We start from the raw sequence: 13853 nt of genomic DNA, 5'->3' as shown, positions 1-13853 counted from the left end.
GCGGCGCCCGGAAGCGGACGCCACTTTCTCCTTCACCACGCCGCCCGGCGCACGGCCAGGATCGGGTGGATGGGGCGGACCGCGGTCCGCCCCTGTTTCCTGCAAGCAGTCGAGAAAGGCGCGAATCTCGCGCTAGCGAGGCGCCCTCGCGGCGGCGAGGGTGGGGGAGTGGAATAAAACCGCAATCACTCGTCGATCTTCGCATGCGCCAAAGCGCCCGGCTTTGCAGGGCGGATCACGGAGTCGGGTGCTTGGCTATCTTCTCGCCAACCTCGCTCAGAGCTTGTATTCGAGCGACACCGACGCCGTGCGCGGCGAGCCGTAGATCGCGCCGAACTGCACCGTGCGCAGGTATTTCTTGTCGAACAGGTTGTCGACGTTCAGCCGTACCGTCGCGTCCTTGGTCAGATCGTAGGCGCCGAAGACGTTGGCGAGCAGGTAGGCGTCCTGGCGCGCGCCGCCGATCTTGTCGGCATCGGACTGCCAGCGGGTCGCGGCGCCGAGCCGCATGGCGGGGAGGGCGGCCAGGCGGGTCTCGACCAGCAGCTTCAGCGTGCGCCGCGGCACCCATTCGTAGATGTCCTTGCCGTCCGGGCCGGTCAGCTTGAGCTGGGTATAGCCGACCGAGACCTTGGTATCGGCATCGAGCCGGCCGCTGGCCTCGATCTCGAAGCCGCGCGACTTCACGTCCTTGGGCTCGTAATAGGACTGCTGCGACACCGGATCGAAGCCGGCCTCGGTCGCCAGGCCCTTCTGCTTCGCGCTGAACACGGCGAAGGTGGTCAGCAGCTTGCGGTCGAGCCATTCGGCCTTCACGCCCGTTTCGGCGTTGATACCCTTCATCGGCGCGAGGAAGGCGCCGTGGACGTCGCGCTGGTCCTGGGCCTGGAAGATGTCCGAATACGAGGCGTAGGCCAGCACGTCCGGCGTGATGTCGTAGGTCGTACCGAGATAGGGGCTGACCTTGTCGGTCTTCTCGTTGTCGAGCGCGACGCCGCCGCCGTAGATCGAGGTGCCGTTGCGCTTCAGGCTGATCGCGTTGACGCCGGCGATGCCCTTCAGGCGTTCGGTCAGCGCCAGCCGGGCCGCGGCGTACAGGCGGGTGATCTGCTGCTTGCCGTCCGCCGCGACGGAGGTCGCGCCCCAGGCCGGTTCGGGATAGACGTTGCCGGCATACGGGAAGGCCGGCAGCGGCAGCCCGATGTAGCCGGTGGCGTCGTAGCCGACCGCCTTGTTCTTCTGCCTCGAGTGGCTCAGGCCGACGACGACCTCGTGCTGGCGGCCGAAGGCGCCGAACCGCCCGTTGAGGTTGGCGTCGATCACGTCGGCGCGGGTGTCGCCCTCGCTGCGGTAGGGCCAGCCGTACAGCCCGGTGTTGTCGTTTTCCAGCGCGCCGGTGAGGGTGTAGGCGTAGAACAGCTTGCTCGCGTTCTCGCCCTTGTTGCGGTTGTAGGTCAGCTTGCCTTCCCAGTTGCTCGACAGCGCGTGGGTGTACTCGACGAAGGCGTCGAGCGAACGGTTGTTCCAGCGCGTCCAGTCCTGCGAGGTGGAAGCCGACACGTCGAACTCGGCCAGCGTGCCGTCGGCGCGCGGCAGCGTCAGCGAACCCCACATCGGCGAGCGCTGCTTGGCGTCCTGGTAGGTGAAACCGACGGTCAGCACGCCGTTGTCGCCGATCTGGCCGTCGACCACGCCGTAGATCGTGCTGCGCTGGTTGTGCAGGGCACGGATGTACGAGTCCTTGTCCTCGTGCGCGACGACCAGGCGGCCGGCCCATTCGCCGTCCGGGGTGAGCACCTTGTTGTAGTCGAGCGCGAGGCGCTTGAGATGGTGCGAGCCGGCGCTGGCGATCACCTCGCCGCCGTCGCTGTTGCCCGGACGCTTGCGCACGTAGTTGATGGTGCCCGAGGCGTTGCCGACGCCGGTCAGCAGCCCGTTGGCGCCGCGGACCAGCTCGATGCGCTCGAACAGGTAGGTGTCCTTCTGGCTCTCGACCAGGCCCCAGTCGTTGGTCATGCCCAGGCCGTCGACCTGGGTGAGCATCACGTCGAAGCCGCGCGCCTGGAAGCTGGTGCGGTTGGTTTCCCACTCGTCGACGACGATGCCGGTGCCGAAACGCAGCGCGTCGTTGCTGCCGGTGGCGCCGAAGTCCCGCAGGGTCTCCTGGTCGATGGTGCTGATCGTCTGCGGCGTGTCCTTGATCTCCAGCTTCAGGTTGGTCGCGCCCTTGGATACGCGGTGCTTGCGCTTGCCGGTGATCACCACCTTTTCGCTCTCCTGGGCCGAGGCTGCCGCCGCCGGCTCCGTCTCGGCCTGCGCGTTCGGCGCCCACAGGGCGGCGGCGAGCAGCGCGCCGGCCGGCGCCAGCTGCATGGCGGGGCGCAGCATGGGGCTCGGCAAGCGGGCGGCGGACATGGCCTGCGCGAGTTGTCGGAGGCGCTCGGCGTACGGGGCGGCGCTGCGGCGGCGGGACATGGCGGGGACTCCTGGGAGGTTCACGAAAGCGGTTTGGCAGCCGGCTGGAAGGAGGGCCTCGCTGCCGGGAAAAGCGGGATCGACCGACGATCCGGACCATTGCCGGGCGACGATGCCGCCGACTCTGCAAGCGACGGCGGTCGTTGCCGCCAAGGGTCTTCATCGCGCAGAGAGAAACCTCGGCAGAGGTGCGCCCGGACAGGGGGTACGCCGCAGGGCGGTACCCTGCGATCGGCAATGCACATTCAAATCTGAATGAGAATTGATATTGATTGTAAATGAGAATCGAAACTTTTTGCAGTGGCGCTGCACATAAACGGTTTGGCCTGGAAATGCCGTTGCATGCCGGTCAGGGCCGATGGTCGTGCGGAACGGCTTCGTCCGCGGACGCGCCGATGCATGCGGGGAGATCGGTTGCCGGTGCGCCGCTCAGAAGCTCAGCACGAAGGCTGCGCCGCCCTCGAGCGGCCGGACGTGGCGCACCCGGCCGCCCATGCCGTGCACCAGCTGGCGCACCACGGTCAGGCCGATGCCCTGGCCGCCCTCGCGGGCGCAGAAGAAGGGCAGGAAGATCTTGCGCTCGAGCCCGGCCGGCACGCCCGGGCCATTGTCGCGCACGCTGATCTGCAGCCGGCCGCCGCGGCCCTGGCGCGCCTGCACCCATAGCCGCGGCGCGGCCTGGCCGGCGGTGGCCTGCTCGGCGTTCTGCAGCAGCGCCAACAGCGCCTGCTCCAGCTGGCCCTCGTCGGCCTGCAGCCGCAGGCTGGGCGAGGCCAGCTCGAAGCTCGCCTCGCCGCCGCGCGCCGCCCAGGCCGGCGCGACCGCCTGCTGCAGGCGCAGGAAAAAATCGCGCAGGTCGACCGGCGCCATGATCGGCGCCGGCCACTGGCTGACCCGGCGATAGGTGTGGACGAAGCGCGACAGCCCGTCGGCGCGGTGGGCGATCGCGTCGAGCGCGGTGCGCAGTTCCTCGCCGGCGTCCGGCTCGTCCAGCAGCATCAGCGCGGTCTGGCTCAGGCTCTTGATCGGCGTCAGCGAGTTCATGATCTCGTGCGTCAGCACCTGCACCAGCTGCTGCCAGGCCAGCAGCGATTCCGATTCCAGTTCGTTCTCCAGCGGCACCAGCGCCAGCAGCACCTGCGCCTGGCCGTCGAGCGACAGCGGCTGGCGCTGCAGCTGCCAGCGCTCGCCGCCGCGCTCGGTGTCGAGCAGCAGCGGGCCGCTGGCCGTTGCGGTGCGCAGCAGCCGGTACAGCGCTTCCTTGTCGCGCACCGCGCCGGGCGCCGCCAGCCGGCGGGCGCGGTTGCTCAGCGGTTGCAGCGTGGTTTCGTCGAGCTGCACCCAGGCCGCCACCGGCAGGTGTTCGAGCTGGGCCTGCAGCAGCGTCAGCAGCCGCCGGTCGGGCGGAGGCGGCGGCGGTTCGGCGGCCGGCGGCGGGGCAGGGCGGCGGCGTGCCAGTGGCCAGGCCGCCGCCAAGCCGGCCAGCGCCAGCGCGGCGGCCGCCAGCCCGCTGCGGGCGGAGTGGCCGGCGGCCTGGGCCAGCGCGCCGGCCAGCGCCCACAGCAGCGCGGCGGCGGCGAGGCGCAGCGCTTCAGAGGCCATGCTTTTCCAGCCGCCGGTACAGTGCCGCGCGCGACAGCCCGAGCAGCCGCGCGGCCGCGCTCAGGTTGCCCTGCGCCTCGGCCATCGCCGCCAGCACTGCGGCGCGCTCCTGCGCGGCCAGCGAGCGCGTCGGCTCGGCTGCACCCGCCGCCGGCGCCTGGCCGGGCGAGGGCCGGGCGCGTTCGAGCGCCTCGCGGCAGGTGGCGATCAGCCGCACGTTGTCCCACGGCTTGGTGATGAAATCGAAGGCGCCGCGCTTGAGCGCTTGTACGGCCAGTTCGATATCGGCATAGGCGGTCATCACCACCACCACCGGCGGCTGCGGCCGCGCCTGCACCTCGGCCAGCAGCCGCAGGCCCTGGGCGCCGTCGGTGCGGCCGGGGCCGAAGTTCAGGTCCAAGAGCAGCACCGCCGGGTTCAGCCGATCGAGCGCCGCGGCGAGCTCGGCCGGCCGGCGCAGGCAGGTGATCGGCGCGACCCGGCGCTGCAGCAGCAGCTGCGCCGCCAGGCCCACGCCGGGATCGTCGTCGAGGAGGAGGAGCGGGGAATCGGTCACGGTCCGCATCTTCGCAGCCGGCCCGGCGCTGCGCCAGCCGGCTGTCCGGAAGCGGACAGGGGGCTTGGCCGCGGCGGCGGCGGGCCCGAATCTGCACGGCATGAACTCGCCGACCCTGCCCGATCCGATCGCCGGCGCCGCCGCGGATACCGTCCAGCGCGGCACCGCCATGGACCGCGCGCTGCCGCCGCCGCGCTGGCGGCGCACGCCGATGCTGGCCGCGCTGGCGACGGCGGCCGTGTTCGGTCTGGCGCTGCTGCTGGCCTGGCAGCGCCAGCCGCAGTTGCAGACGGTGCGTGCGGCCCAGCTGGCGCCGGTACGGGCCGGCCTGTTCCGCGACGAGCTGCCGTTGCGGGCGCGGGCCGAGCCGATCCGCTCGGTTCAGCTCGACGCGGTCGAGGCCGGCCTGGTGGAAAGCGTGCAGGCGCGCGACGGCGACCGGGTCGAGGTCGGCGCGCCGCTGTACCGGCTGCGCAGCCCGGAGCAGGAACAGCTGCTGATGCAGCGCGGCGCCGAAGTGGCGCAGCAGATGGCCAACGTCTCGGCCCAGCGCAGTGCCCAGGCGACCAGCCTGGCGCAGAACCGGCGCGAGCTGGCGCGGCTGCAAGCCGAGCAGCAGCAGGCCGAGGCCGACTACGGCCGGCTGGCGCCGCTGGCGGCGGCCGGCTTCGTTTCGGCCGCCGCGCTCGAGCAGGCGCGGCGCCAGCAGGCGCTGGCCACGCAGCTGCTGGAACAGGCGCGGCAGGACCAGCGCATCGAAGCCGACATCCACGCCCAGTCGCTGGCCGAGATGGCGCGCGCGGTCGACGGCCTGCAGCACGGCCTGCGCCTGTTGCAGGAGGCGCGCGCGCGGCTGCAGCAGACCGCGCCGATCGCCGGCCAGCTCAGCGGCTTCACCCTGCAGGTCGGCGCCAGCGTGCGGCCGGGCGACCGGCTCGGCCGCATCGACGACCCGGCCGGCGGCATGCAGCTGGCGGCCGAGGTCGACGAGTACTACCTGCCGCGGCTGCGCGCCGGCCAGCTCGCCACCAGCGCCGACGGCCCGCTGAGCCTGGTGCAGACCCTGCCGCAGGTGCAGGGCGGCAAGGTCCGCGTGCTGCTGCGCTGGAGCGGCCCGCCGCCCGCGCTGCAGCCGGGCCAGGCGGTCGAGCTGCGCCTGCAACTGAGCCGGCCGGCGCCGGCGCTGCTGCTGCCCGACGGCCCCGGCGTGCAGACCCGGCTGTACGTGCTGCACGGCCGCGAGCTGCGGCGCCGCGCGGTGCGGCTGGGCCGGCGCGCCGCCGGCCAGGTGGAAGTGCTCGGCGGCCTGGCGGCCGGCGAGCAGGTCCTGCTCTCCCAACCCCCTCCGACGCCGAAAGGCTTGCCCTGCCATGATCGAACTGAAGCAACTGAGCAAACGCCATCGCGCCGGTACCGTGGAAACCACGGCCCTGGACGCGATCGACCTGCAGATCGAAGCCGGCGAATACGTCGCCATCACCGGCCCTCGGGCTGCGGCAAGTCCACCCTGCTGGGCCTCCTGGGCCTGCTCGACCGGCCCAGCGGCGGCCGCTACCTGCTGCAGGGCGAGGACGTCGCCCGCAAGAGCGACCGCGAACTGGCGGCGATCCGCCGCGGCCGCATCGGCTTCGTGTTCCAGAGCTTCAACCTGGTCGACGAGATGACCGTGCAGGACAACGTGAAGCTGGCGCTGCGCTACGGCAACGGCTCCGACAGACAGCAGCGCGCCCGCGTGGCCGAGGTGCTCGACCGGCTGGGCCTGGCCCACCGCGCCGGCCACCACCCGAGCCAGCTCAGCGGCGGCCAGCAGCAGCGCGTGGCGATCGCCCGCGCCATCGCGGCGCGGCCGGCGCTGCTGCTGGCCGACGAGCCGACCGGCAACCTCGACAGCGCCCACGGCCGCGAGGTGATGCAGCTGCTGCGCGAGCTGAACGACGAGGGCACCACCCTGGTGATGGTGACCCACAGCGCCGAGCACGCGGCGCAGGCGGCGCGCAGCGTGCGGCTGCTGGACGGCCGCATCCTGGTCGACGCCCAGGCGGAGCACTGGGCATGAGGGCGCTGCTGAGCGAAGCGGTACGCGGCCTGCGCAGCCGCGGCACGGCCACCGCGGTGGCGGTCGGCGGATTGATGCTGGCGATGACGGTGGCCCTGCTGGTGGCGCTGCTGGCCCTTGCGCTGGCCGGCACCGACCCGGCGGTGGCCGAGCCCGAGCGGGTGGTGCTGCTGGATTTCAGGGCAACCCGCCGGGCCGGCCGAGCGACTGGTTCATCGCCGCGCCGGTGGTCTTCGGCCCGCTGCTGAAGGCGCGCCAGGCGCCGCTGGACCTGATCAGCCGCAGCAGCAGCGAGGCGCTGGACGTGCGCATGCAGGGCGTGCTGCAGCGGGTGCCGGTGCTGGCCGCCGACCCGGACCTGCCGGCGCTGCTGGGCATCCGGGCGCTGCACGGCGACCTGAAGGCCACGCTAGGCCGCGTCGACGCCATCGCGGTCACGCCGGCGCTGGTGCGCAAGCTGTGGGGCGAGCTTCCGCCGGCGCAGGCGCTCGGCCGCAGCGTCGAGAGCCGCGGCAAGTCCTACCTGGTCACCGCGGTGATCCCGCCGATCGACCCGCGCAGCCCGCTCGGCCCGCACGACGCGATGGCCAGCTTCGAGCTGGTCGGCCGCGAGCTGCGCAACAACGTCCGCGACGAGGCGGCGCTGGACGCGATCTACCTGGCCAGCGGCCGCGTCTACGGCCGGCTGCGGCCCGGCGCCTCGGCCGACCAGGTCGGCGGCTGGATGCGCGCGGCCTTCCTGGCCAGCCCGAAGTACGCCGAGCTGCCGGCCGAATGGCGCACCGGCCGCGAAGCCGCCTTCTTCCGCGGTATCCCGCTCGACCGATTCCCGTTCGAAGGCCCCGACAACGCGGTGCGCTGGCAACTGCTGGGGGCGCTCGGCGCGGCCAGCGTGCTGCTGCTGATCCTGGCGGCGTTCAACACCATGAACCTGCAGGCCGCCGGCCTGCTGCAGCGCCAGCGCGAGACCGCGCTGCGCCGCGCGCTCGGCGCCGACAACCGCCAGCTGCTGCAGCTGTGGACGGCGGAGGCGCTGCTGCAATTGCTGCTCAGCGCGGGCGGCGCGTTGCTGCTGGCCTGGTGGCTGGCGCCGCTGCTCGGCGGCGCGGTCGGCCTGCCGCCCGAGCAGCCGATCGCCGATCCCTTGCCGTGGCAGGCGCTGGCCGGCCTCGCCGCGGTGGTGCTGGCGCTGCTGCCGCTGCTGCTGGGCCTGCCGGCCTGGCTGGCGCTGCGGCGCGCACCGGCGCCGGCGCTGCAGGGCCGCACCGCCAGCGAGGGGCCGTGGGGCCGGCGGCTGCGCCAGGGCCTCTTGGCGCTGCAGCTCGGCGGCGCCCTGCTGCTGCTGTCGCTGACCGGCGTGATGTCGGCCCAGCACCAGTACCTGCTGGAGGCCGACCGCGGCTTCCAGACGCGCGACCGGCTGATCCTCTCGGCCATCGTGCAGGACGACACGCTGCCCGATCTCGGCGCCTTCGTGACGGCGTTGAAGCAGCATCCCGCCGTCCGGCACTGGGGCTTCAGCAACGCCCGGCCGATGCTGGACACCAGCGGGCCGACCGAGCTGCACGTGAGCGCCGACCGGCACAAGCAGCTGCTGCGCCTGACCACGGTCACCGCCGGCTACTTCGAGACCTACGGCATGAAGCTGCTGGCCGGCGATCCCTGGGCCGGCAGCGGCGAGGGCCGGCTGGTGCTCGACGCCAAGGCGGCGCGCGCGCTGGGCTTCGCCAGCCCGCAGGCGGCCATCGGCGCCACGCTGACCGGCGGCGGCGACTACCTGCAGGAAGGCAGCGCGCTGCGGCGGGTGGTGGCGGTGATCGGCGACGTGAAGCAGGAGTCGGCGCGCGAGGCGGCCATGCCGCAGGGCTTCCTGGTCAGCGACCAGCCGCAGTGGGACCTGACCGTCTACGGGCCGGACCCGGAGGCGCTGCGGCTGGCGCTCGACCAGCTGTGGCAGGCGCACGGCCCGCAGCTGCTGCACAAGGTCTGGACCGCCGACGAGCTGCGTTCCTTCCTCTACGAGCAGGAGGCGCTGCTGACCGCGGTGCTGGCCTTCGTCGCGCTGCTGGCGGTCGCGGTGTCGATGCTGGGCGCCTATGCGCTGGTGGCCGACACCTTGCGCCGCCGCCGCACCGAGCTGGTGCTGCACCGGCTGCACGGCGCCGGCCCCGGCGCCATCGCCGGCCAGGTCGCGGCCGAGTTCGCCTGGCCGCTGCTGCTGGCCGCCGTGGCCGGCCTGCCGCTGGCCGCCTGGCTGGGCCGGCTCTACCTGGCGGACTTCGTCGAGCGCGTCGACCCGGTCGACGGCCTGGTCGTCCCGCTGGCCGTGGCGAGCGCGGCGACCGTGGCGGTGGTCACGCTGGCGGCGCTGCGCCACCTGCGGCTGGCGCTGGCCTTGCAACCGATCGAGGCGCTGGATTGAACGCGGCGCGGCCGGAATGAAAAAAGCACGCCGGCGGGAGCAATGCCAGTCAAGTCAGTTAAGAGTGGCCAATCCGCCGAGTGATGCAAAAAGGAGCGCATTCAGCGCTCCTTTTTGCGTTGGACGGTCCTCTAAATCAGGCCATAGGGGCTTAACTGACGGGTATGAGGAGCGGCAGGTCGGGTTTTATACCCGACAGCGCCGCTGATCGAGGTCGCTGTCGGGTATGAAACCCGACCTACGGCCGTGTATTCCGGCTTAACTTAATGGCATCGCGCCGGCGGGCGTGCTTTTTCCTGGCTGCCGTGCGCCTCGCCGTGCGCCTCGCGGCTGCGCTAGCGGATACCCAGCTTCTTCAGCGCCGGCATCCACGCATCCTTGACCATCTTGTCGAAGGCCGCGGGCGTGAGATGCAGCTCGTTGGCCCAGACGTCCAATTGGTCGGGCAGCGTCCCCGCGCTCCGGATCGGCACGATGGCGCCGGTCTGCGGGTCGTCGGCCAGCTCCTGCTGCAATTGGTGCAGGCGGGCGATCAGGTCGGCGAAGACGGGCCGGCGCAGCGTGTCGGGCACGCCGGCCTGGTCCATCGGCGCCTTGAGCCATTTGGACGGGCCGAACAGGCCCTGGCCGGTCGGCCAGGCGTTCTCGTAGTTGTGGCACAGCACCGGCGCTTCCGCGTTGTAGCGGCGGAAGCGGGCGATCACCTCGCGGTAGGCGGCCTGCACCTTGCACAGCGTGGCGTCCGGCTGGCCCGGCGTATAGCAGTCGGCGATCGTCTGGGCCGCCCGGCAGTCGTCGGCCAGGATCTCGCCGAAGTCGTCCAGCCCGGCGATGTCGTTGCCGCCGCCGCTGAGCAGCAGTGCACGGGCGCCGGCGCCGAACCAGCCGAAGGCCTCATCGATGTCGCGCCGCAGCCGGCCGGCCGACCATTGCTGCGCCTCGGCGCCGTTCCTGCCGATCACCAGCAGGCAGTGGCTGTCCTTGAGCTGGGCGGCGATCTCGCCGGCCAGGTTGTTGAACGGATACCAGAACCAGGAATCGCCGATCAGCAGCAGCGTCGGTTCCGGCGGGTTGTCGGTGTCGGCCTGCCAGGCCTGGGTACCCCAATACACTCTGCCAGCCATGATGCGTCCTCCTTGCCGTGGTCTTGGTCGAGCCCGGCCGCGCTCGCTGCGATGCATGCCGGAGCGATGGCGGGCCTGCCGCGGCAGGCCCGTGCAGCCATGCTACGCCGATCGGTCCGGGCCGAGGCGCCGTGGGGCGGCCGATGGTCCGGGCCGGCGGGCGCTGCCGACATTCGGCCGGTGTGCATGGAATCGCTGTGCCGCCAATGAAAAACGGCGTCCGACGACGCCGTTTCCGCATGCGGTGGAATGGGCCGCTTCAGCGGTCCAGCGCCTGCTGGATGAAGGCCTTCACCAGGGCGGCGTCGTTCGCCATCACCGTGCTGCGCTGCGGCCGCTGCTCGAGGTCGGCCAGTTCGGCCGGGCGCGGCGGCGTGCTGCCGAGCGCCTCGACGATGGTCGCCTCGAACTTGGCCGGCAGCGCGGTTTCCAGCGTCACCATCGGCACGCCGTCGCGGCGCGTCTCCAGCGCCACCTTCACGCCGTCGGCGGTGTGCGGGTCGATCACCACGCCCCAGCGCGCATGCGCGGCGCGGATGGTGGCGATGCGGTCGGCGTGGGTGCTCTTGCCCGAGGCGAAGCCGAATTCGCCGACCATGCGGGCGAAATACCGGGTCTTGCCGAGGTCGAAGCCGCCGGTGCTGTCGACCTCCTGCCACAGCCGCGCCAGCTCGGCGCCGTCGCGGTCGATCAGGTCGAACACGAAGCGCTCGAGGTTGGAGGCCTTGGAGATGTCCATCGACGGGCTCGAGGTCGCATGGGTGTCGGCCGAGCCGCGCACGCGGTAGAGGCCGGTGCGGAAGAACTCGTCGAGTACGTCGTTCTCGTTGGTCGCCACGATCAGGCGGCCGACCGGCAGGCCCATCTGGCGCGCGATATGGCCGGCGCAGATATTGCCGAAGTTGCCCGACGGCACCACGAAGTCGACCGGCGCGCCGATGCGCGGCGCGACCGCCAGGTAGGCGCGGAAGTAGTAGACCACCTGGGCCACCACCCGGCCCCAGTTGATCGAGTTGACCGCGCCGATCTTGTACTTCGCCTTGAAGCCGGCGTCGTTGTTGATCGCCTTGACGATGTCCTGGCAGTCGTCGAAGGTGCCCTCGACCGCCAGGTTGTGGATGTTGGCGTCCGGCAGGCTGAACATCTGGGCGCGCTGGAACGGACTCATGCGGCCGTGCGGGCTCAGCATGAACACGTTGACGCCGCGCTTGCCGCGCATCGCGTACTCGGCGGCCGAGCCGGTGTCGCCCGAGGTGGCGCCGACGATGTTGATGGTCTCGCCGCGCTGGTCCAGCACGTATTCGAACAGCTGGCCCAGCAACTGCATGGCGATGTCCTTGAAGGCCAGCGTCGGGCCGTTGGACAGGTGCAGCAGGTGCAGGCCGGGTTCGAGCTCGGTCAGCGGGGTGATGTCGGCGTGGCCGAAGGCTTCCGGCGTGTAGGCCGCCTCGACCAGCCTTTTCACGTCGGCGGCCGGGATGTCGGTGGCGAAGCGCGACACGATCTCGAAGGCCAGCTCGGCGTAGCTCAGCGCGCTCCAGGCTTCGAGCAGCGCCGGCTCGATGCGCGGATAGGTGTCGGGCACCACCAGGCCGCCGTCGGGCGCGAGGCCGCCGAGCAGGATGTCGGTGAAGGTCTGCGGGGCCATGCCGCCGCGGGTGCTGATGTAGTTCATGCGGAACCCTCCGGGTTCGTTTGATCCCTGGCATCCAGCCGCAGGCCGAGGATGGCCAGCGAGCGCTCGACGCCGTCGAGCTCGGCCACGTCGGGCAGCAGCGCCCACTGGCCGAAACCCAGCGATTCGAACAGCCGCATGCTCGGTGCGTTGTGGGCGAAGATGAAGCCGAGCAAGGTCTTGATGCCGAGCCGCGGGGCGGTCGCGATCGCGAATTCGACCGCGCCGCGGCCGACGCCGCGGCCGCGTGCGGCCTCGTCGAGGTAGACGCTGATCTCGGCGGTGGCGCCGTAGGCCGGCCGGCCGTAGAAGGCCGACAGGCTCATCCAGCCCAGCAGCTCGCCGGATGCCGACCGGATCAGCCACAGCGGGTGGCGGCGGTCCTCCTGGTGGGCGTCGAACCAGGCCTGGCGCGATTCGACGCTGACCGGTTCGAGGTCGGCGGTCACCTGGCGCGAGGCCACGGTGCTGTTGTAGATGCGGACGATCTCGGCGAGATCGCTGCGGCGGGCGGGCAGGAATTCGAGCGCGGGTACGGTAGGCATGGGATCGGATGATTCGGGACGGCGCGGGGCAGGGCGGCCGGCGGATCGCCGGCCCGCGCCCCGGCCGCGCTCACTTGTCGAGGTTTTCCAGCCGCAGCTTGGTGATGCTGCCGGAAATGGTCGGCAGGCTCTCGATCAGCTGGATGGCCGTGTCGACGCTGCGCTCCACCGCCTGGTGGGTCAGGATGATGATGTCGACGATCTGTTCGCCCTCGGCCGGCTCCTTCTGCATCATCGCGTCGATCGAGATGCCGAGGTCGGCCAGGATGCGGGTGATGTCGGCCATCACGCCCGGGCGGTCGTGCGCGCGCAGGCGCAGGTAGTAGCAGGTCTCGACCTCCTCGATCGGCAGGATCGGCAGGTCGGACAGCCGGTCGGGCTGGAAGGCCAGGTGGGGCACGCGGTGCTCGGGGTCGGCGGTCAAGAGCCGGGTGGTGTCGACCAGGTCGGCCACCACCGCCGAGGCGGTCGGCTCGGAGCCGGCGCCGCGGCCCGAATACAGCGTCTGGCCGACCGCGTCGCCCTGCACCACCACCGCGTTCATCACGCCGTCGACGTTGGCGATGATGCGCTTGGCCGGGATCAGCGTCGGGTGCACGCGCAGCTCGATGCCGTTGGCGCGGCGGCGGGTGATACCCAGCAGCTTGATGCGGTAGCCCAGCTGCTCGGCGTAGCCGATGTCCTCGCGCGTCAGCTTGGAGATGCCCTCGAGGTAGGCCTTGTCGAACTGCATCGGGATGCCGAAGGCCAGCGCGGACAGGATGGTCAGCTTGTGGGCCGCGTCGTGGCCCTCGATGTCGAAGGTCGGGTCGGCTTCGGCATAGCCCAGGCGCTGCGCCTCGGCCAGCACGTCGGCGAAGGCGGCGCCCTTGTCGCGCATCTCGGTCAGGATGAAGTTCGAGGTGCCGTTGATGATGCCGGCGATCCACTCGATGCGGTTGGCGGTCAGGCCTTCGCGCACCGCCTTGATGATCGGGATGCCGCCGGCCACCGCGGCCTCGAAGGCGACGGTGACGCCGCGCGCCTGCGCCGCGGCGAAGATCTCGTTGCCGTGGATGGCCAAGAGCGCCTTGTTGGCGGTGACCACGTGCTTGCCGTTGGCGATGGCGCGCAGCACCAGGTCCTTGGCCAGCGCGGTGCCGCCGATCAGCTCGCAGACGATGCTGATCTCGGGGTCGTCGACCACCGCGTGGAAATCGGTGCCGAAGGCCAGGCCCTCGACCACCGCGGCCGGCGCCACCGCGCGGGCCTTCTCGACGTTGCGGACCGCGACGCGTTTCACTTCGATGGCGCGGCCGGCGCGGCGGCCGATTTCCTCGGCGTTGCGGGCCAATACCTTGGCCACGCCCGAGCCGACCGTGCCGAAGCCCAGCAAACCTACCTGAATGGGTTTCATGC

At 71.6% G+C, this 13853-nt stretch carries 10 protein-coding genes; 3 read left to right on the top strand and 7 right to left on the bottom strand.

Annotated elements, in window-relative coordinates; genetic code table 11:
* Positions 1–276: 276 nt before the first annotated feature.
* The 3 genes from H9L41_RS18065 to H9L41_RS18055 all read right to left on the bottom strand — a co-directional run bounded on the left by H9L41_RS18065 (position 277) and on the right by H9L41_RS18055 (position 4633).
* Positions 277–2388 carry a TonB-dependent siderophore receptor gene (locus H9L41_RS18065; protein WP_028445332.1) on the bottom strand — a complete coding sequence of 704 codons (2112 nt, stop codon included), beginning with the start codon at positions 2386–2388 and terminating at the stop codon, positions 277–279.
* Positions 2389–2904: 516 nt separating this feature from the next.
* A complete protein-coding gene (locus tag H9L41_RS18060) occupies positions 2905–4077 on the bottom strand; it encodes a sensor histidine kinase (RefSeq protein ID WP_028445331.1) in 1173 nt (390 codons plus the stop codon).
* On the bottom strand, positions 4067–4633 hold the full coding sequence (locus H9L41_RS18055) for a response regulator (protein ID WP_169730152.1): 567 nt from the start codon (positions 4631–4633) through the stop codon (positions 4067–4069). Before H9L41_RS18055 ends, H9L41_RS18060 begins: the two co-directional genes overlap by 11 nt.
* A 100-nt stretch (positions 4634–4733) precedes the next feature.
* Here H9L41_RS18055 and H9L41_RS25110 point away from each other — a divergent pair, with 100 nt between their 5' ends.
* Genes H9L41_RS25110 through H9L41_RS18035 form a run of 3 tightly spaced genes read left to right on the top strand, consistent with a single transcriptional unit; the run spans position 4734 to position 9111 of the window.
* Positions 4734–6689: an ATP-binding cassette domain-containing protein gene (locus H9L41_RS25110; protein WP_265583830.1), complete on the top strand. Its 1956-nt coding sequence runs from the start codon at positions 4734–4736 to the stop codon at positions 6687–6689.
* Positions 6686–6937 (top strand): hypothetical protein, encoded by a 252-nt coding sequence (locus H9L41_RS18040; protein ID WP_187523521.1) that lies wholly within the window; start codon positions 6686–6688, stop codon positions 6935–6937. The genes H9L41_RS25110 and H9L41_RS18040 overlap by 4 nt, the downstream gene beginning before the upstream one ends.
* Positions 6916–9111: an FtsX-like permease family protein gene (locus H9L41_RS18035; protein ID WP_187523520.1), complete on the top strand. Its 2196-nt coding sequence runs from the start codon at positions 6916–6918 to the stop codon at positions 9109–9111. The genes H9L41_RS18040 and H9L41_RS18035 overlap by 22 nt, the downstream gene beginning before the upstream one ends.
* Before the next feature lie 335 nt (positions 9112–9446).
* Here the strand turns inward: H9L41_RS18035 and H9L41_RS18030 are convergent, their stop codons facing one another.
* From H9L41_RS18030 to H9L41_RS18015, 4 genes are all read right to left on the bottom strand, one after another.
* A complete protein-coding gene (locus H9L41_RS18030) occupies positions 9447–10235 on the bottom strand; it encodes an SGNH/GDSL hydrolase family protein (protein WP_157461897.1) in 789 nt (262 codons plus the stop codon).
* 259 nt (positions 10236–10494) lie between these two features.
* Entirely contained in the window at positions 10495–11910 is a 1416-nt protein-coding gene (gene thrC / locus H9L41_RS18025; protein ID WP_028445326.1) for a threonine synthase, read from the bottom strand.
* A complete protein-coding gene (locus H9L41_RS18020) occupies positions 11907–12455 on the bottom strand; it encodes a GNAT family N-acetyltransferase (RefSeq protein WP_051318824.1) in 549 nt (182 codons plus the stop codon). The genes thrC and H9L41_RS18020 overlap by 4 nt, the downstream gene beginning before the upstream one ends.
* A 70-nt stretch (positions 12456–12525) precedes the next feature.
* The gene (locus H9L41_RS18015; protein WP_028445324.1) at positions 12526–13851 is read right to left on the bottom strand and encodes a homoserine dehydrogenase; all 1326 of its coding nucleotides are present in this window, start codon (positions 13849–13851) and stop codon (positions 12526–12528) included.
* Positions 13852–13853 lie beyond the last annotated feature (2 nt).

Source organism: Chitinimonas koreensis, assembly GCF_014353015.1.
GTDB lineage: Bacteria > Pseudomonadota > Gammaproteobacteria > Burkholderiales > Chitinimonadaceae > Chitinimonas > Chitinimonas koreensis.
Note: the sequence above shows the minus strand (reverse complement) of the source record. Positions and strands in the feature narration are given on the sequence as shown.